The organism is Holdemania massiliensis (assembly GCF_022440805.1).
GTDB classification, from domain to species: Bacteria; Bacillota_I; Bacilli_A; order Erysipelotrichales; family Erysipelotrichaceae; genus Holdemania; species Holdemania massiliensis_A.
Map to the genome: position 1 here is coordinate 1,730,487 of NZ_JAKNTK010000001.1, position 18,765 is coordinate 1,749,251.

General features: G+C 47.4%; 18 protein-coding genes and 1 other annotated feature. All 18 genes read left to right on the top strand.

Going from position 1 to position 18,765, the window contains the following annotated elements; all coding sequences use genetic code 11:
- Window positions 1-17 precede the first annotated feature (17 nt).
- Window positions 18-659: a tRNA (guanosine(46)-N7)-methyltransferase TrmB gene (trmB, locus tag MCG46_RS07840; protein ID WP_240279123.1), complete on the top strand. Its 642-nt coding sequence runs from the start codon at window positions 18-20 to the stop codon at window positions 657-659.
- Between the two features lie 48 nt (window positions 660-707).
- Window positions 708-1,469 carry a hypothetical protein gene (locus tag MCG46_RS07845; RefSeq protein WP_240279126.1) on the top strand — a complete coding sequence of 254 codons (762 nt, stop codon included), beginning with the start codon at window positions 708-710 and terminating at the stop codon, window positions 1,467-1,469.
- A 50-nt stretch (window positions 1,470-1,519) separates the two neighbouring features.
- Entirely contained in the window at window positions 1,520-2,164 is a 645-nt protein-coding gene (locus MCG46_RS07850; protein ID WP_240279128.1) for a hypothetical protein, read from the top strand.
- A gap of 13 nt (window positions 2,165-2,177) precedes the next feature.
- Window positions 2,178-3,485: a UDP-N-acetylmuramate--L-alanine ligase gene (murC, locus tag MCG46_RS07855; protein ID WP_240279130.1), complete on the top strand. Its 1,308-nt coding sequence runs from the start codon at window positions 2,178-2,180 to the stop codon at window positions 3,483-3,485.
- 252 nt (window positions 3,486-3,737) lie between these two features.
- The gene (locus MCG46_RS07860; RefSeq protein WP_240279132.1) at window positions 3,738-5,507 is read left to right on the top strand and encodes an oleate hydratase; all 1,770 of its coding nucleotides are present in this window, start codon (window positions 3,738-3,740) and stop codon (window positions 5,505-5,507) included.
- A gap of 289 nt (window positions 5,508-5,796) precedes the next feature.
- Window positions 5,797-6,225: a hypothetical protein gene (locus MCG46_RS07865; protein WP_240279134.1), complete on the top strand. Its 429-nt coding sequence runs from the start codon at window positions 5,797-5,799 to the stop codon at window positions 6,223-6,225.
- Complete coding sequence (locus tag MCG46_RS07870) at window positions 6,218-6,907, top strand: hypothetical protein (RefSeq protein WP_240279136.1); 690 nt, start codon at window positions 6,218-6,220, stop codon at window positions 6,905-6,907. Before MCG46_RS07865 ends, MCG46_RS07870 begins: the two co-directional genes overlap by 8 nt.
- On the top strand, window positions 6,885-7,877 hold the full coding sequence (locus MCG46_RS07875) for a LacI family DNA-binding transcriptional regulator (RefSeq protein WP_240279137.1): 993 nt from the start codon (window positions 6,885-6,887) through the stop codon (window positions 7,875-7,877). Before MCG46_RS07870 ends, MCG46_RS07875 begins: the two co-directional genes overlap by 23 nt.
- 35 nt (window positions 7,878-7,912) lie before the next feature.
- Window positions 7,913-8,115, top strand: a binding site (T-box leader).
- A gap of 39 nt (window positions 8,116-8,154) precedes the next feature.
- Window positions 8,155-9,384, top strand: a complete 1,230-nt coding sequence (gene tyrS / locus MCG46_RS07880) for a tyrosine--tRNA ligase (protein ID WP_240279138.1) — start codon at window positions 8,155-8,157, stop codon at window positions 9,382-9,384.
- A gap of 334 nt (window positions 9,385-9,718) precedes the next feature.
- A complete protein-coding gene (locus MCG46_RS07885) occupies window positions 9,719-12,763 on the top strand; it encodes a transglutaminase domain-containing protein (RefSeq protein WP_240279139.1) in 3,045 nt (1,014 codons plus the stop codon).
- A gap of 179 nt (window positions 12,764-12,942) precedes the next feature.
- Complete coding sequence (locus tag MCG46_RS07890) at window positions 12,943-13,746, top strand: dipicolinate synthase subunit DpsA (RefSeq protein WP_240279140.1); 804 nt, start codon at window positions 12,943-12,945, stop codon at window positions 13,744-13,746.
- Window positions 13,743-14,321 carry a dipicolinate synthase subunit B gene (locus MCG46_RS07895; RefSeq protein WP_020223219.1) on the top strand — a complete coding sequence of 193 codons (579 nt, stop codon included), beginning with the start codon at window positions 13,743-13,745 and terminating at the stop codon, window positions 14,319-14,321. The genes MCG46_RS07890 and MCG46_RS07895 overlap by 4 nt, the downstream gene beginning before the upstream one ends.
- The gene (gene dapA / locus MCG46_RS07900; protein ID WP_240279141.1) at window positions 14,318-15,190 is read left to right on the top strand and encodes a 4-hydroxy-tetrahydrodipicolinate synthase; all 873 of its coding nucleotides are present in this window, start codon (window positions 14,318-14,320) and stop codon (window positions 15,188-15,190) included. The genes MCG46_RS07895 and dapA overlap by 4 nt, the downstream gene beginning before the upstream one ends.
- Before the next feature lie 47 nt (window positions 15,191-15,237).
- Window positions 15,238-15,465 carry a sporulation protein Cse60 gene (locus tag MCG46_RS07905; RefSeq protein ID WP_020223221.1) on the top strand — a complete coding sequence of 76 codons (228 nt, stop codon included), beginning with the start codon at window positions 15,238-15,240 and terminating at the stop codon, window positions 15,463-15,465.
- Window positions 15,458-15,619, top strand: coding sequence for a DUF1540 domain-containing protein (locus MCG46_RS07910; protein ID WP_020223222.1), 162 nt, complete (start codon window positions 15,458-15,460; stop codon window positions 15,617-15,619). Before MCG46_RS07905 ends, MCG46_RS07910 begins: the two co-directional genes overlap by 8 nt.
- Before the next feature lie 204 nt (window positions 15,620-15,823).
- Entirely contained in the window at window positions 15,824-16,420 is a 597-nt protein-coding gene (locus tag MCG46_RS07915) for a hypothetical protein (protein WP_154240023.1), read from the top strand.
- A 2-nt stretch (window positions 16,421-16,422) separates the two neighbouring features.
- Window positions 16,423-18,060 (top strand): oligosaccharide flippase family protein, encoded by a 1,638-nt coding sequence (locus MCG46_RS07920; protein WP_240279142.1) that lies wholly within the window; start codon window positions 16,423-16,425, stop codon window positions 18,058-18,060.
- On the top strand, window positions 18,060-18,761 hold the full coding sequence (locus MCG46_RS07925) for a pseudouridine synthase (RefSeq protein WP_240279144.1): 702 nt from the start codon (window positions 18,060-18,062) through the stop codon (window positions 18,759-18,761). The genes MCG46_RS07920 and MCG46_RS07925 overlap by 1 nt, the downstream gene beginning before the upstream one ends.
- Window positions 18,762-18,765: the final 4 nt, after the last annotated feature.

The window sequence follows — 18,765 nt, forward strand, 5'->3', positions numbered from 1 at the left end:
CAAAGGAGGATCTGAGAATGAGAATGCGTAAAAAAGCCTGGGCAGAACCTTTTTTAAAGGAAAATGCTGAATTTGTCATAGAAAAACCGGAAATTTGGGCGGGACATTGGCGTGAAAAATTAGCTTGTCAACGGCTGCGGATTGAAATCGGCAGCGGCAAAGGCGATTATTTCACAAAAATGGCAGCGATGAACCCGGATGAGGGCTGGATTGGAATCGAAAAAGAACACAATGTAGCGGCGGTGGCGGCGAAGAAAGCGCTGGCGCAGCCGCATGAACACATGGCGCTGATCGCTCAGGATGCCGATCAGCTTAGCCGTTGGTTTGCGGAAGGAGAATTGGATGTCATTCATCTGAACTTTTCCGATCCCTGGCCGAAAAGCGGTTATGCCAAACGGCGTTTATCCCATGCTCGTTTTTTAAAGCAATATGAAGCGCTGCTGAACCGGCAGGGTCAGGTCATCATGAAGACAGACAATCCCAAACTGTTTGAATTTTCACTAACAGAATTTTCCAGAGAGAACTGGCAGCTATGCGAGGTCAGCGTTGATTTCCGCCGCCAGCCCCATCCGGAAGACGCCATTACCGAATATGAACAGAAATTTATGGATCTCGGACAGCCAATTTATCGTGCGGTTTGGCAGAAGAAAGACATTTAAAAAACATGGGAAACATGATAGAATAAACGAAACGAAGGGAGGCCTTTCATGCGCAAAATTACCTTGCTTCTGTTTGGCCTGTGTTTGTGCGGCTGTTCCGCACAGGCAGGATTGGACAGTCGGCTTCAGGCAGCCTGTACGCAGGCCAGTGAACTGGCAATCAATGTCCGCGCGGATAACGTGAAGGATTTGTATAGTTATTATGTCGAGCCGGGGATTGGCCGGCGAAGCTCGACGGCTTCCTCAAATATCTTTGTCATGGATAATCAGGAATTCATTATGAATTTGAATATCGCAGAGATCGTTAACGTCAAGCTCTATGATCAGACCCAAAGCGTTGCGCTGCCGCAGGGCGAAGCGTGGATGAGCGTCACGGAGGGTGAATTCACGGATGTTCAAAAGCGGACGCAGAACTATGCGGCGGGTGTTCTGGCGGCAGGGAAGGATCAGCTGCTGGTCATGGTGAAAACTCCGTATTTTACCTTTACGGGACTCAGCAATGAAACCGCAGCGCCGCTGCTGGCGCAGGCGATGATTAAGATTGCGCGGACAGCTGCGGTAGATGAAGAGGCGGTGCTGAAGGCTTATTCAACACGCACGAAAATCAGTTATGTCAAAGAAAATTTGAATCTGTTTGAAGATGAAATTCCAGAAAACGGGCGTCTGGAAGAAATGATGCCCAATAAACCGGCGCATACCGGCGGGGATATTGATCAAAGCGGTGAAACCTTTGATGACGGCACCAATGCTGACGATCTGCCGCTGAATGAAAATGACGACGATTTGCAGATGTCGCCGGAGGGTGAATAGGCAACAATGTTCCCAATGATGAATACAATGAAAAGGCAGGATGATTCCCTATGATGAAAAAATTAATGTCGCTTATTTTTGAAGAAGAAGTAGTCGATGAAGTTGAGGAAGAACCGGTACCGGTTCGCCGTGCTAATCCAGCCAAGCCGTCAGTTCAGTCTGAGGTGAAGCCGTCTGTGCCGCTGCCTCAGGAAGTAAAAGCAGTGTATCTGGATACGAAAAAAGAGAAAGAAAAAGAACCAGCGGCGAAGAAGGAACCTTCCAGCAAACTGGGGAAAATGACGATTGCGGAAGAAAAGCCCGTCAAGAAAAAGCCAGTACGCGTGGAACCCAAGGAAGATTATGAATTCTCACCTGTGATTTCACCGATTTTTGGTGTGCTTGGAGAAAAGAGCCAGCCAGCCAAAACGCCGGCGGTAAAGAAAGTCAGCCCAGTTAAAAGTTCACTGGGAACGGTGATCTCCCCAATTTATGGTATGGATAAACCGAATGAGGACAAGGTAGAAGAAATTTCAGAGCGTTTGGACAAACCGGCGGCTGCCGTAAAAGAAGAGCCGTTGCTTAATGTATCGCTGGATGAATTGCTGCAGAAGCCGCAGGAATCGGAAATCAGCGGCAAATCTGAGGAGGAAGGCGCAGACAAGACGGTGGTTTCCCAGAATCTCAGCTTGTTTGACGACGATCTGAATTCATAGAAAGGGTGTTGTTATGGTCTTTTTTATCGGCATCAAGGGAACGGGCATGGCGGCGCTGGCCTGTATTCTCAACGATTTAGGCATGGAAGTTTCCGGTTCAGATCTTTCAAAGCATTTTTTTACCGAAGAACCGCTGGTGGCTCGGCAGATTGCCATTCTGCCGTTTGATCCGAAGAATATTCAGGACGGAATGACGGTCATCATCGGCAATGCCTTCAAAGAAGACTTCCCGGAGGTTATTGCAGCCCGCCGCAATCCGACCGTTACGTGTTATCGGTATCATGAGTATTTAGGCGCCCTGATGAAAGACTATACGAGTTTGTGCGTTGCGGGCAGCCATGGCAAGACGACGACGACCGGCATGCTGGCGGCGATGATGGATCCGATTGCACCGACAGGGCATTTGATCGGCGACGGTTCCGGTGAAATTCACCCTGACAGTCAGTATCTGGCGGTGGAGGCGTGCGAGTACCGGCGGCACTTTTTAGCGTATCATCCGGACTATGCGATCATTACCAATGCGGATCTGGACCATGTCGATTACTTTAAAACGGAAGAAGACTATGCAAAAGCTTATGAAGAATTTGCCTGTCAGGTAAAAAAAGGGCTGGTTCTGTTCGGCGATGATCCGAAAGTCAGAGCGCTGCGAATTGATCCAGCGGTGACGCATTATTATTACGGCGTGGAAGAGGGGAATGATTTCCAGGCGGTGAACATTACGGAAACCAGTGAGGATATGCATTTCGATGTTTTGTTTCAGGGACAGATGCAGGGACATTTTGATCTCCCCTTTGTCGGCCGGCATTTATTATGGAACAGTCTGGGCGTCATCGCACTGGGCTTGCTGGAAGGATATACGGCGGAACAGATTGAACCGGGACTGGCTTCTTTTCAGGGGACAAAGCGGCGGTTTGCGATTGAAAAGCATGGTGAAAACATCTTTGTCGACGACTATGCCCATCACCCAACAGAGGTGTCGATTACGATTGACGCGGCCCGCAAACGCTTCCCGGGCAAGAAACTGATCGCAATTTTCAAACCCCATCGGGTATCCCGCGTCTTTCATTTTGCTGACGATTTTGCTGACGCTTTAAAGAAGGCCGATGAAGTGTTTTTATGCGATTTTACCAGTATTGACGACAAGGAAGATGGTATTGATATTGATATCACCTATCTGCAGGCGCGGATTCCAGGCTCGAAAATCTTAAGTGAAGACGAGCAAGGAGCTGCCGAGCTGGCCGCACTGGCGCCGGCGGTATATTTGTTTATGTCCAGCAAGGATATTTACGGACTCAGCGGTTTAGTCAAGCAGAAGCTGTAGTCCGAATGATTGAAAACTGATCTGATCAGTCAGGAATACCGAGTTCTTTATCGGGAGTTCCTGATTTTTTTTGTTTTTTAGAAGCCACAGCGGACGGGTTTTGACATATCCAGGAATTTGACTAAATTCAGGACAGATTTTTCGGCTTGTCGGAATTTTATACAGCCTTCAAGTCGTGTCTATGGTGAGTGCGGTATGGATGTTGTATGCTGAAGACGGTTAGAAAAAAGGTAAACAGGAGGAATTCAATTTATGTATTACAGCAATGGCAATTACGAAGCGTTCGCTCATCCCCGCAAGCCGGAAGGCGTCGATCACAAATCCGCATATCTGGTTGGATCCGGTCTGGCTTCTCTGTCTGCGGCTTGTTTCTTAGTCCGTGACGGTCAGATGCCGGGAGAACACATCCACATTTTAGAGGAAGGCAAGCTGCCCGGCGGTGCCTGCGATGGGATTAAAGATCCGCAGAAAGGCTTTATCATCCGCGGCGGCCGGGAAATGGAAAATCACTTTGAATGTCTGTGGGATTTGTTCCGCTCCATTCCTTCCCTCGAAACCGAAGGTGTTTCAGTATTGGATGAATATTACTGGCTGAACAAAGAGGACCCGAATTACTCGTTGATGCGCGCGACTATCAACCGCGGCGAGGACGCCCATACCGACGGCAAGTTTGGCCTGAGTGATAAAGCCGCAATGGAAATCATGAAGCTGTTCTTTACGAAGGATGAGGATCTTTATGACAAGAAGATTACTGACGTCTTCGATGAGGAATTCTTTTCCAGCAATTTCTGGCTGTACTGGCGTACGATGTTCGCTTTTGAAGACTGGCATTCCGCATTGGAAATGAAACTGTATATCCAGCGCTTCATTCATCATGTCGGCGGTCTGCCGGACTTCTCGGCGCTGAAATTCACGAAGTACAATCAGTATGAATCGCTGATTCTGCCGATGGTCAAATATCTGGAAGAGCATCATGTTCAGTTCGAATATGACACGCGCGTGACAAACGTTCAGTTTGAAATCACGGATGAAAAGAAAGTGGCCCGGCAGCTGTTCTGTGTTCATGAAGGTCAACAGAAAACGATTGATCTTACCGAAAATGATCTTGTCTTTGTCACCAACGGCAGCTGTACCGAAAATTCCAGTTTGGGCGATAACGACCATGCTCCGCAGTTCAATACGGAAGAGGGCGGCTGCTGGCAGCTGTGGCGCAATATTGCGGCGCAGGATCCGGCTTTCGGACATCCGGATAAATTCTGTACGCATACCGACAAGACGTATTGGGAATCGGCGACCGTCACTACGCTGGATGACCGCATCCCACCGTATATTCAGAAAATCTGCAAGCGTGATCCGTTCAGCGGCAAGGTCGTGACCGGTGGGATTATCACGGTCAAGGATTCCAACTGGCTGATGAGCTATACGCTGAACCGCCAGCCGCATTTTAAAGATCAACCGAAGGATCAGCTGGTCGTCTGGGTTTACGGTTTGTTCGGCGATGTCGAAGGCAATTATATTAAGAAGCCGATGCGGGAGTGCACAGGGACGGAAATCACGGAGGAATGGCTGTACCATCTGGGCGTGCCAGAAGCGGAAATCCATGACATGGCGGTGCATTCTGCCCGCTGTATTCCATGCATGATGCCGTATATTACCGCGTTCTTCATGCCGCGGACAGCCGGCGACCGGCCGAAGGTTGTGCCGGAAGGCTGTGTCAACTTTGCCTTTATCGGGCAGTTTGCCGACACGGTTCGGGATACTGTGTTTACGACTGAATATTCTGTCCGTACAGGCATGGAAGCGGTCTATACACTTCTGGATATTGATCGCGGGGTACCGGAGGTTTTCAATTCCGTTTATGATGTTCGGGTTCTGCTGGACTCCACATATAAGATGCTGGATGGCCGCCAGCTGAAAGAGATCAAAGTACCGTGGCTGGTTCATCTGATTGAAAAGCAGGGCTTAAAAAAGATCCAGGGAACCGTGATTGAAGAACTGCTTCAGGAATATCATCTGATCTGAAAACAAGCTTGAAAGATCCTGATCTGACGGATTCGGGATCTTTTTTCATGGCAAGACCGATTACAGGCAGATCATGAAAAAAGGAAACAAAATGATGAAAAAGGCAGGCATGGAAGAAGTTTCGCCGAATCTTCACATTCTCCTTTTTTTCCAGAATGGCAGAAAAAGCCTTTTATTTCCAGCTTTTTTGAAAGACCGTAAAGTTTTATAAATAAACAGTCGGTTAAGCGCTATCAAATTTATTGAAAATCTTTTCATAATTGAGTATAATACCATTGAGGTGATTTTGATGGACGAATTGTTGGCGGCCATGTATAAAGTTTCCGTACAGCTGGTTCCGATTCTGGGAGTCGCTGTACTTTGTTTTCTTATTTATTTATTACGCCATTGCGTTACATTTATTAAGGAATTGACGGCTATGGTTCAGAAGGCCGGTTCCGCGATGGAGGGGGTAGATAAAAGCATTGACAAGCTTCAGGCGCCCTTGGACACAGTGGTCCGGCTATCGGGAACGATTGATCAAGTTCAGGAAAGTGCTGTGGGAGCTGTCAAAAATATGGCTGGTTTTATGGCCGGGAATCTCGACAGCGCCAAGGAGGCGGCGGCCGCGCGGACTGCGAAGAAAAGACCGGCGCAGCCGATGGAGCCGACGGTGGTAACCCCAGCGGAAAGTGAAGAACCCATAACTCAAAGTGAAGGAGGAACAGAACATGAGTGATGAAAACAAAAGAGTAGACGAAGAAGTTGAAAAAACGGTAGAAGATCTGAAAAAGCAGATTGAAGAAATCAATCGGGAAGCGGAAGATGCCGGCAGTCAGCAGTCATCGGAAGTGAAGGAAAAGATTGAAGCGGCCGCAAAGCGGGCGATTGAAATTCTGAATCAGAGCATCGATCAGCTGAAATTGTTGACCGCTCAGGTTCAGGACAGCGACACGTATCGAAAAACAATGAATCAGATTAAAACGGCGGCGGATAAAGCCGTAGCGGAATCGCAGCGGCTGTTTCATGAATTGAAGACCGATCCGAAAGTCAACAAAGCGGTAGAGGACATTAAAAAATCGGTGAACGATGTCAGTGAAAAAGTATCAGATTGTGTAAAAAGCGGTCTGGATGAATTGAAAAGTAATGAAGAACTGATGGAAAAAGTGGATCAGATTAAAGAAGGTACGGCCTCTTTGGTTGAAAAAGGCCAGCGGGCTGTCAAGGACTTTACAAGCAAGCCGGAAGTGCATCAGAATATAGAAAAAGCGAAGGACGTGACGATTGATGTTGCTGAAAAGACGGTCGATGCGTTGAAGAACTGGTTAAGACCGCAGCCGTCTGACGAAGCCGAAGTCCAATCCAAAAATGAGGAAGAAAAGGAGAAGAATGCAGAGCATGAAGAGAGTAACAATCTATGATGTAGCCAATGAAGCCGGCGTATCTCTGGCCACGGTATCCCGCGTTATTAATGGGAGCAATGTCGTTAAAGGCGGCACAAAGCAAAAGGTCGAGGAAGCCATTGAAAAACTGGGTTATAAGCCAAACGCGATTGCGCAGGGGCTGGCTCTGCAGAAAACAACGACAATTGCTTTGGTGATTCCGGAAGCAAGCTTTACGTATACCGGACAGATCATCAACGGACTTTTGGATGTTGCCAAAATTTATAAATACAACATTATGCTGCATACGACAACCGAAGGCATCAATGAAATTAATGATATCATCGAAAACATCATTAAGTCCCGTGTTGACGGCGTCGTCATTTATAACGATAAGCTGATGCGGGAAGAACTGAACACCCTGACCAAATACAATGTACCGATTGTTATCATCGGCAACAAAGTTTCCGATAGCAAGATCAGCTCGGTTTACGTTGACATTGAAAATGCTGTCTATGAGCTCGTTATGAAATACTTAGAGGGCGGCAAGCGTGATATTGCAATTATTCAGGATCGGAAGAATGGCTATTCAATCGACCAGATGATCCATGGTGCAAAGAAAGCGTATGCGACCAAGGGACTGGAATTCAACGGTTATCTGGAAATCCCCGGACAATATCGGACATCCTATGATTTTATGAAGGATTATCTGCAGGAACATAAGCATGATCTGATCATCGCCAATCGGGATTCCCAGGCGATTGCGGTTGTCAATGCCGCTAAGGAAAACGGCATCGACATTCCAAAGGAAATGGAAATCGTCTGTGTTATTGATACGAAATACAATTCGATGATGCGGCCGCAGATTTCCAGCTTTGCGATTCCGTCCTATGATTTGGGTGCGGTTTCGATGCGCGTCATGACCAAGATGCTGCAGGAGAATACTGACGATATTGATAAGGAAATTGAATTGAGCTATCTGTTTACACCGCGGCAGTCTACTTTGTGATTGACAGGACGGCTGAACTGCGGCTATAATAGCTCTGACAGGCTGAGAAGAGAAAGAGTAGCCTTGGAATGCTGAAAGAGAGCCTTTGGTTGGTGTGAAAAGGCAGCAGGAAAAGGGGAATACACCTTGGAGCCGCCTATGGCAAAGATAGGCCGCGGACTTCGGCGTTATGAAGAAGAGCATATCCTTGAAAATCAGGATATGAATTAAGGTGGTACCGCGCAAAGACGTCCTTGAATGAGGCGTCTTTTTTTATTTTTGAAGGAGGAAAAATACAATGGGTATCTATGAAGAATTAGAGTGGCGGGGATTGATTAAGGATGTCAGTTCACCGCAGCTGCGGGAAAAACTGAATGCCGGAGGCATGACATTCTATATCGGCACAGATCCGACGGGCGATAGTCTGCATATCGGACATTTCTCATCCTTTCTGATCAGCAAGCGTTTAAAAGATGCCGGTCATAATCCAATTCTGTTGGTTGGCGGGGGCACCGGTTTGATCGGCGATCCCAAACCGGACAGCGAACGGCCGATGGTGACGAAAGAGGAAGTCAATCACAATTTTGAATGCCTGAAGAAGCAGGCTCAGAACTTATTTGGTTTTGAAGTCGTCAACAATTATGATTGGTATAAAGATATCAACTTTATCGATTTTCTGCGTGACTACGGCAAATATTTCAATATCAATTACATGCTGAACAAGGATATCGTACGCCGCCGGTTGGATGCCGGGATTACCTACACCGAATTTTCTTATATGCTGATGCAGGCAATGGATTTCTGGTGGCTGCATGAAAACAAGAACTGTACGCTGCAGGTAGCCGGTCAGGATCAGTGGGGCAATATTACCGCCGGAATTGAACTGATCCGCAAAAAGACCGGACAGGAAGCCTATGGATTTACAATGCCGTTATTGACAAAATCCGACGGAACGAAGTTTGGCAAAACCAACGGGCATGCGATCTGGCTGGATATCAACAAGACTTCAGCGTATGAAATGTACCAGTTCTTCATCAATTCTGAGGACAGCAAGGTCATTGATTACCTGAAGTTCCTGACGTTCTTAAGCCGCGAAGAAATTGAAGCGCTGGAAGAAAAGAACCGCACACAGCCGCATCTGCGGGAAGCACACAAGGCTTTGGCAAAAGAGGTCATTACCTTTGTACATGGCGAAGAAGCCTACAACACGGCGATTAAAATTGCTCAGACCTTGTTTGGCGGCAATCTTCAGGATCTGACAGTCGATGAGCTGAAACAGGGTGTTTCCGATATGCCGCGCTTTGTCATTGAAGACAAGCAGCCGTTAATCGAGGTACTGGTAAACTGCGGAATTGCCAAAAGCAAGCGCGAAGGCCGCGAATGGATTGTTGGCGGTTCCATCCAGGTCAATGGGGAAAAGGTCACGGATCCGATGACGCCGGTCTGCCGCAGCGAAGCGTTTGACCAGGAATTTACGATTCTGCGCAAAGGCAAAAAGAACTATTTCGTCTGCGATTTTAATCAATAAGAGAATTGCGAAAAGTAAATGAGAGCGATGCTTCCTGCGACGAAAGTATCGCTTTTTTTATGATTCTTAAACCTTTATTTTCACCCTGAATTTTGATTCTTAAACGTAAAATTGACTAAATTCACTTCGGTCTAGAAATAAAAATATTGTCAGGATTTGTAACAAATGTTATGATTAATTTAACATTCCAAGCAGGATGATGAAAGTCAGTGAAGCACTGAGTTTTTTTCTAGCTCGGTGGTTATAAAAAAGATTTAAATATAACGAGTTGATGGAAAACTGCCTTTTATAGGTCTGCTTGAGGATTCAATAACAGAGAGGAAGAAAAGGGGAAATGACCAAACGTATATTTAAGGCTGGAATTGCTTTGCTTTTAGCCCTGTCTTGTGTAACGATGACAAAGCAAAGTATTCATGCCGAAACGAACAATGATGAATACCATGCCTACTACCGCAAACAATTAAATGAGGAAAATGAGCGGATCTTCTACAATGCTCTGTTGGAATTATATCTCAATGGAAATTTGAAGGAAGGCGTTTGTTCTTATGATGTGACGCTGCAGTTAGGCCAGGCTGAATTAAGCCGATATGCTGATGGGGATTTGGCTTTAGCCCGACAATTCCAAAATGCTCGGGATGCTTTCATGGGGGATTATGCCGAAATCTTTTATGTCGATTGGTCGAAGATTTCGCTGCGGGTCGGCAGTGATGGGCATGGCTATGTAGCCAACGTGGGAAACGGCGGTTATGCAGATCTTTATAAGGATTCCCGTTTATCCAGTGCGGACTCGATCGAAAATATGGAAGCACAGTTAAATTCCGCGGTCAGTTCGCTTACTGAGCAAGCTCGTTCTTACGCCACTCGGCAGGAACAAATTCGCTTTGTTCACGATGCGATTGTAGAGCGTGTAGACTACACTTATCGGGAAGAGGCATCAGCGGAGGCGGCACCGCATGTTGATGATACCGTGGGAGCTTTCGTTTTTGGCCAGGCTTGGTGCGAGGGCTATGCCCGTGCTTTTAAGATGGTGATGGATCGTCTGGAGATTCCTTCCGTTTTAGTCATCGGCGGCGGCATTCGCTCTTCGGAAACCGCTTCTTCAACGCCGATCGTGGAAAACCACATGTGGAATGATGTGCAGATGGAGGATGGACAATGGTATGCGGTGGATGTCACCTTTGATGACCCGATCTCCGGCAATACCGTCAGCCGCGATAAGTTCTTGCTGAAAGGTTCGGATTTTTTCTATGCCCAGCACAAAGAAACCGGAGAATTGTCACAGGGCGGCAAAACGTTTGCTTATCCCACCTTATCTCTATCTAATTATGGTGAAGTTCAAGCAGAAGAAGAATCAAAAATAAAAATCCTGGTAACCAATGGAGAAACTGCCAGTGAAGAAGGGACAGACGGACTGATCTCCTATACAGAATTCCTGTTTGAATATGACGGGATGACGGAAGCTCAGATGCAAGAAAAAGGGATGCGCTGGGCTGTCAGAAGTCAATATAAGGATGAACAGGGAGAGCTGCAGTATTCTGCGTGGATCGGCTTAAACAGCTATGGAGATTTTGAAAATTCCAGCTATATCCGCATTGATTATAATGATCAGAGTGCCCATGTTCTGGGATATGAATTTGCCGTAACGACGAATTTACAGGATGAAATCAATTTGGATGTGAATGAGTCCAATCTGGTGGAGCTCAGTGATTTATATGCGGTGAATGATCAACATGCCTATCGGACACGGCCGTGGATCATTTCTGCCAGTCCTGATCCACGCAGCGTCTACTATGGTGGGAAGACCAAAGTTACACTGGTTTATGATTCACCGCTGGTGACCGTCGAAGGCATCGAACCCCATTTGGAGGTCACAACCGAGTATTCCAATCCCAATTTCAGCGTAGACAACCTGCAATGGGAAAATACAACCCAGATCATTTCAAATCTTAATGGTGAACGCGAACAGGAAGTCTGCATTGTCACCTTTGATTTTACGCCGGATATGAGCTATAACTATTCCGGTACCGGGTATACCTTCAATTTAGTCGGATTAGTTGGCAAGGCTAACGGATCTGTTCCAAAAGCTTATTCTCTAAGGCGGCAGGAATACAGTTTGTCTGTTGCACCTTGTCCATTAAGAACACCGCCGGACAGCCGGTTATTAAGTGCTTATCCTAAACCAGCGATGTCTTCTTATCCATATGATATGTTTGAAGATCCAACCGGTTCTTTGATCCAAACGACGCAGGGAAGTATTGGCTTATCCTTAATTGCTTCAAAAGTAAGTGAAGAGAACGAAGCCGCTCTGGATTCGGCACTTGCTTCTTCGGGAATTCATGTTGCTGATAGTTCGCTGGTGAAAGAATATCAAACTTATGATCTGGCAATTTCCTGCAAGGGGACAAGATTGTCTATCAAAAAAGGAAACAAGCTGACGATTGCGCTGCCTTATCCCAATGGTTTCGATCCGCGAACAATGCAGGGTGTGACGTTTGAAGCTTATCACTTTACAGAGCAGCCGGAAGGCTCAGGGCAATATGTTGCTGAGAAACTGATCTGCAATGCAACTGAAACGGGACTGTGGGTGATCGTGAATAGTTTCAGTCCATTTGCGGTGGTGATGGTTGACAGTGCAAAGGCGCCGAAATCCGAACCTGTCCTGTCTGTTAATACGAATGAAGTGATGGCTTCCGTTCAGATTGAAGGAAGCAGCGCACTTCCGGCTGCTACGGTTTTAGAGCCGCTGGATACGGAGAAGACGGTTATTTTAAACGCAAAAGAAGGCTATATTTTGGATGCGCTGATGGTCAATGGGACACGCTTAGAGTCGTCGCAGTTTGAAAGCAGCGAAACGGATTCCTCTGCTCAGTATCGTGTTACGATCGCTGCCGGGAATCAGGATGTTGCGATGACGGCAGCGTTTAAAGCACGAACCGTTGCTGAAAAAGAAGCCGAAGAAGGTTTTGAAGTTATTTTGCCGATCGTGGATAAGCCGCAGCTTCCGGAAACTCCAAGCACGCCAGGGACATCGCAGGATTCTGCATCGAATTCAGAAAATCTTCCGCAGAATGAATCGGGAATCAGTTCGCTGGTCATTTCTCCAAATCAAAAGACCTCATATGTTCCATCAAAGACACAAACGAAGGAAACCGCGGATCCGACGGATGAACCCACAGTGCATCCGGAGGCATCGGCTGAAAGCCAGCCTCAGGCAACGCCGAAGAACACAGCTGTGCCGTCTGTCAATGCCGATGCTAAGACAGAGAAGAACTCAAAGTCAAATTCCATTTGGCCTTGGGTCATCGGGGGTGCGGCAGTGCTCCTGCTGGCCGGTGCAGCCTGCTTTTTCATCAAAAACTATGTAACGGACAAAGAATAAATCTAAAAAGCAAAAGCAGAAAGACAGAATGATTGATTTACCCCCTGTCAAGTAGACAGGGGGCAGATCATTGCATACTTAGTTTCTGTTTTTTTTATTGCAAAGCAGAGGAGGGAACACAGGATCAGGAACCCTTCTTTTTTTCCTTCATAGAATGGGATACAAGAGGAGGTGCATCCATGAAAGCGGTCGTGTTTGTGAATGACCAGCGTATGGAAATTATCATTCAACGTTTACGGTCGGCAGGGATTCAGGTTCAGGAAGGCCGATGTGAAAAAGACATGGAACAGATCGAACGGATGGCAGGCAGAATCGATCTGGTTATTTTGCCGATTCAAGGCGTCAGTGACGACGGATTTATCGAATTGAAAAAAAGGGGCTACTGCATGAAGGCTTTTTTTGCGGCGCTGCGCAAAGAAACCTTAATTTTTACAGGGGTGATTACACCGTATATTAAAAAACTGCCGCAGACGGTAATCTCGTTGTTGGCACGGGAAGAAGTCATCTCGGCCAACGCTGCCTTAACGGCTGAAGGTATTTTGGCCATGATCATTCAGAACACACCGCGTTCCCTGGCGGAATATCGCTATGATGTGATCGGTTTTGGGCATTGCGGACGAGCCATCGCCCAGTTGCTTGATTGTCTGAAGCTCAAAGTGAGAATTGTTTCAGCGCACTCTCATCCCGAGTGTGCGGATCTGCCTTATGATTTCATCAGTCTGCCGCAGTGGCAGTTTCAGCAGCCCTGGCCGGTCGTCATCAATACTGCGCCGGTAGAGGTCATCAACGATGCTATGGTAGCCCTCTGGCAGGACAAGCCGTTGATCATTGATATTGCCTCTCGTGCCGCAGGGGTCAATGAACGTGTTTATAAGCGCAAAGATACACAGGTGATCGCGGCTCCGCCGCTGCCGGGACTTGTGGCGTGGCAGAGCGCCGGTGAAATCTTGGCGGATGTGATTTTGAAAGAGGTGAAACGATGAAATTGTTATGGGGAATGTGCGGCTCTTTCTGCAATCATGCCGCCGTAATTGAACAGCTGCGGGATATGGTCCAGCGCTGGCCGATCACGATGATCGTCAGTGAAAACACAGCCCAGCTCGATACCCGCTTTGGACCCGCCTGTGAACGTATGGAGCTGCTGGAAACACTGAGCACCCGTCCGGTAATGACGACTTTGCAGGAAGCAGAGCGGACCGGCCCGATTGATCATTTTGACGCGATGATCATTGCGCCGATCACGGCAACCGAGCTGAACAAGCTGACACTGGGAATTTATGACACGCCGATTACACTGGCCGCCAAGGCACTGCTGCGCAATCAGAAGCCATTGGTGCTGGGGATTGCTTCCAATGATTTTCTGGGGCTTTCCGGCGTGAATCTTCTGCGTTTGAAACAGCTTCGGCATATCTTTTTCGTGCCGTTTGGACAAGATGATTATGTCCATAAGCCAAACAGTCTGGTCAGCGACTGGAAGCAGATCGAAGCCGCGTTGTGCGCGGCGCTGGAAGACCGGCAGCTTCAGCCGTTGTTATTGGAAGGGAAGGGATCACAATGAGATTGGGCCATTGCATGACGGCGTTGATCACGCCGATGAAAGAAACGGGACAGATAGATGAGCTGGCGTTAAGTAATCTTGTCGAGAAACTGATTGCGGAAGGCTGCGATGGATTTGTCGTATGCGGGACGACCGCTGAAGCCAGTGCTTTAAGTCTGGAAGAAAAAAAGCAGGTGCTGCACTGCGTGATTGAACAGAGTGACCAGCGGGTTTGTGTCTGGATGGGCTGCGGATCCAACAATACTGCCGAAACGCTGAACATGATCCGCTGGGCCAACACCGAACCGATCGACGGCATCATGCTTGTCTGTCCTTATTATGTCCGACCTTCACAACAGGGACTGTATGCCCATTTTGCGGCTTGTGCCCGAATCAGTGAAAAACCAGTGATGCTGTATAACGTACCGAAACGAACCGGCGTCGCACTGAGTGCTCAGACTGTACTCCAGCTGGCTCAGGATTTTCCCAATATTCGGGCCTTAAAACAGGCTTGTCATGATATGGAAATGGTCAGAGCCATCCTTACGGAAAATGATCAGGTCCAGATTCTCAGCGGTGAGGACGGCTATTTTCTTGAGGGACTGCGCGAAGGAATCAGTGGAATTGTTTCGGTTGCCGGTCATTGTGTAATGCCGATGATCGTTAAAATCTGGGAAGATTATCAATATGGTGTTGAAAATACGGAGCTGGATCAGTTTCTAAAACAGGTCAGCAATCAGATCTTTCAAGTTTCCTCACCGTCCGATATTAAAGCCATGCTTGCTTTGCAGGGATGGTGTGAAGATGGGGTGAGGCTGCCTTTAGTACCGCTTTCACCGCAGGAAAAACAAGCGCTGCAGGAGTTTATGCAGCAGCATAGCTTGCTTTAGACAAATTTCACCCGCTTAAACCGGTATGCTGAAACAGGGTGAAAATCATGATTCAGGTAAAAGTGTTCGATGAGCAGCATGAAGACGATCTGACCGACAGTCTGAACGAATTTCTGGCGGAACTGGACGAACGCGACGTCTTATCAGTCCAGCTGGCAACCTCGCATTTTTCAGTCATTCCCGAACAGCTGTACAGTTTCAGCGGAATGATCGTCTATCGGATAAAATCCGAAAAGACGGGAAGCCTAAATGCGGGAGGCGATGACGATGAATAAGAACCGGATCGGCTGCAATGTCAAGACCTGTGTTTACAACACGCAATGCGAATGTACCGCAGAGAAGATCGAAGTCGGCTGTGACGAATGTGTTCAGCCATGCTGCGACCATGAAACACTGTGCCGGACCTTTAAGAAAAAGGCCGAACACTAAAGAAAAAGGAACTGATGGCTTCGGCGGGATGAAACCGGCTGAAAGATCGTCAGTTTCTTTTTCTTACGCATGTTGATGTTCATGCCGTAAGACCCCTTCTGAAAAGGCTGCGTGAATGATTTTTATCAGCTCTGGAACAAAAGCCGGAATTAATTCTTTTGTAAGCTTAATGTCTTATGTTATAATACTCTGGAGGTGTTGTTTATGCGCAGACAAATACTTTGCCTGATGGCTGCTGCTTTGTTGTTGATCAGCGGCTGTTCCAAAAAGGATCCGAATCAAATCAGTACAGAGAAAATGCAGCTGTATACTGCTTACTATAAATCCATTATGGATATGGACCGATTTCAGGAAAAATCGGATTTTTATGATATTGAAGTCGTCATGAATCAGCTTCCTGACGGCACCTATCGTTATTATGTGATTTTGGATAATCCGCAGGTGGCGATGGTGGATGTTGAAATGCTGGTTGTCGATGCAGCTGTGGATTACCTGCAGACATCGGTCATTGCGCCTTCAGTCGGCCTGCTGGAAAACGAAGATTACTCGCTGATCCCCAACCAGGTCTATCCGGAACTGGGGTATGTTAAAGGCTTGATGGCCAGCGGTGAAACCTCTTCTCCAACAATTTCATTAAACGTTATGGTGCTGTGGAAGGATTATGCCAAATTAAAGGAAACCCGCGAATATCTTCAGCTGACAGGAGACTTTGTAAATCAGTCAGCGACACCGGAAGCGGAGCCTCAGACAGAAGGCGCCCATGATGATCTTCCGATTGAGGATGAGGATGACAGTGAGTAATCATGACCAAGGGTAAGAAACAGTCTTTGATCGCCGGGGCGTTAACCAGCTCGGCCGGGATCTTTATATCCAAAGCTTTGGGACTTCTTTATGTTGTCCCTTTTACTGCAATTGCTGGAGAAGCCAATATGTCGTTTTACAGCGTTGCTTATACCTATTATGATATCCTGCTGAGTATTTGTTCGGCTGGTATTCCGTTTGCGGTAGCGGCAATGGTCGCAAAGTATTCCAACAATGAAGATTATAAAACAGTCATTTTGGTACGCCGGCTGTCGATGGCTTTGATGCTTTTGAGCGGCTTTGTCATGGCGGTGCTGTTTATCATGGTATCGGGTCCATTGGCGTCCTCGGTGCTGGGGGCTAAGAAAACACCGGAGGATGTTGCGATTCTGCGCAATGTCTTCATGATCCTTTCGCTTGCGGTTGTCTGCGTGCCGTTTCTCAGTTCGTTCCGCGGATTTTATCAGGGCTTGAAGGATTTGAAGTCCTATGCGTTTTCTCAGGTTCTGGAACAGCTGACCCGAGTTGTTTCCTTGTTGGCGCTGGGTGCTTTTTTTGTTTACATTCTGGATATGAACAATATTTTTGCGGTGTATATGGCGGTCTTATCAACTTCGCTGGCCGCGATAGCCGCTATCGCCTATTATCTGATTTATGACCGTAAGCATTATCAGCCGATTAAGGATTTGGCCCGGCATCAGTCAACCCGGCCGAAAGAGGTCGGTGAGCTGTTTCAGGAACTGCTGCTGTTCGGTCTGCCGTATTTGATCACCGCTTTATTGGGCAACAGTATGAACATTGTGAATAACAACTTTTTCATCAATACTGCGACATCGGCCGGAAGCAGTTATGAGGATGCCAAGCTCGCGTTAGGCATCATCCAGGTGCAGTGCAACAAGCTGACGTCCATCCCGCAGGTACTGGCACTGGGCTTCTCGACTGGAATTGTTCCGTATGTTACAATTTCTCTGGAAAACCGCAACTTTAAAGAACTGCGGCGGAATGTTCTGGATTGTCTGGATACGGTTTTGTATATTGGTGCGCCGCTGTGCTTCTGTCTGTTTGCACTGGCTTCGCCGATTTATTACATCATGTATGGCAAAGGAAATCTCAGCCTGGGCAGTGAAATGCTGGCATGGAGTTCCTTGCTGGCGTTAACCGGTACGCTTTCACCGATCTGCAGCTCACTAATGATGTCGCTGCGCTTTCGGCGTCAGAGTATTCTGTATCTGATCATCGGTTTTGGCGTGAAGCTGGCAACCTTTTTCCCTTTGGTTAAATATACAGGATTCAGCGGGGCGATTACTTCCAGTGTTGCGACATCGCTGGTCATTATTTTTCTGAATCTGAATTTAATCAAGCAGAAATATAAAGTACAGTATGCCCGGGTCTGGCGGCGGTTAGGTGTGATTGTGATCGGCTTGATTGCGATGAATGGCTGCTTTGTTTTGCTGCGCTGGGCAGGACTGACTGTAGTCAACGCTTCGCGGCTGATCGGTGTTCTGCAGTTGGCGGCCTATGGTATTTTGGGCATGATAACCTACTTTATCACGACCGCGTTTTTCCGGCTTCCGCAGCATTTATTCCACATGAGTCTGCCGGCGATGGTTCGTCGCATGACGCGAAAGGTGATCCGATGATGCGGCTGGATAAATTTCTGGCGCATGCCGGATTGGGGACACGGAAGGAAGTCAAAGAGCTGGTTCGCAAAGGCCGGGTGGAGATCAACGGACAGCGTGTTAAAAAGGATGATCTGAAGATTGATGAACAAACGGATCAGGTGTGTGTGGACGGCGAAATCATTGCTTATGAATCTGCGGTTTATATTATGTTGAACAAGCCTCAAGGAGTGGTCAGTGCGACTGAGGACAGCCGCTATTCTACGGTACTGGATTGTCTGGAAAGCAGCCGCAATGATTTGTTCCCGGTGGGTAGGCTGGATATTGATACCGAAGGTCTGCTTTTGATCACTAATGACGGAGCCTTGGCTCACGATCTGCTTTCGCCGAAAAAGCATGTTGATAAAACGTATGAAGTCCATTTGGAAAAAGCTTGGGATCCTCAGTATGAGCCAGCGATTCTCGAAGGAATTCGAATTAGCGATGAAGAAATCTGCCAGCCGGCAGTGCTGAAACAAATTGAGGATCAGGTGATTCTGCTGACGATTCAGGAAGGAAAATTTCATCAGGTCAAGCGGATGATGCATGCCTGTGATAATGAAGTCACTTACTTAAAGCGTTTGACAATGGGGCCGCTGACTTTGGATGAAGCGTTGGAGCCAGGCCAGTGGCGAGCCTGTACCGAAGAGGAAATCACGGCTTTAAAAAAACATAAAAAGTAGAATC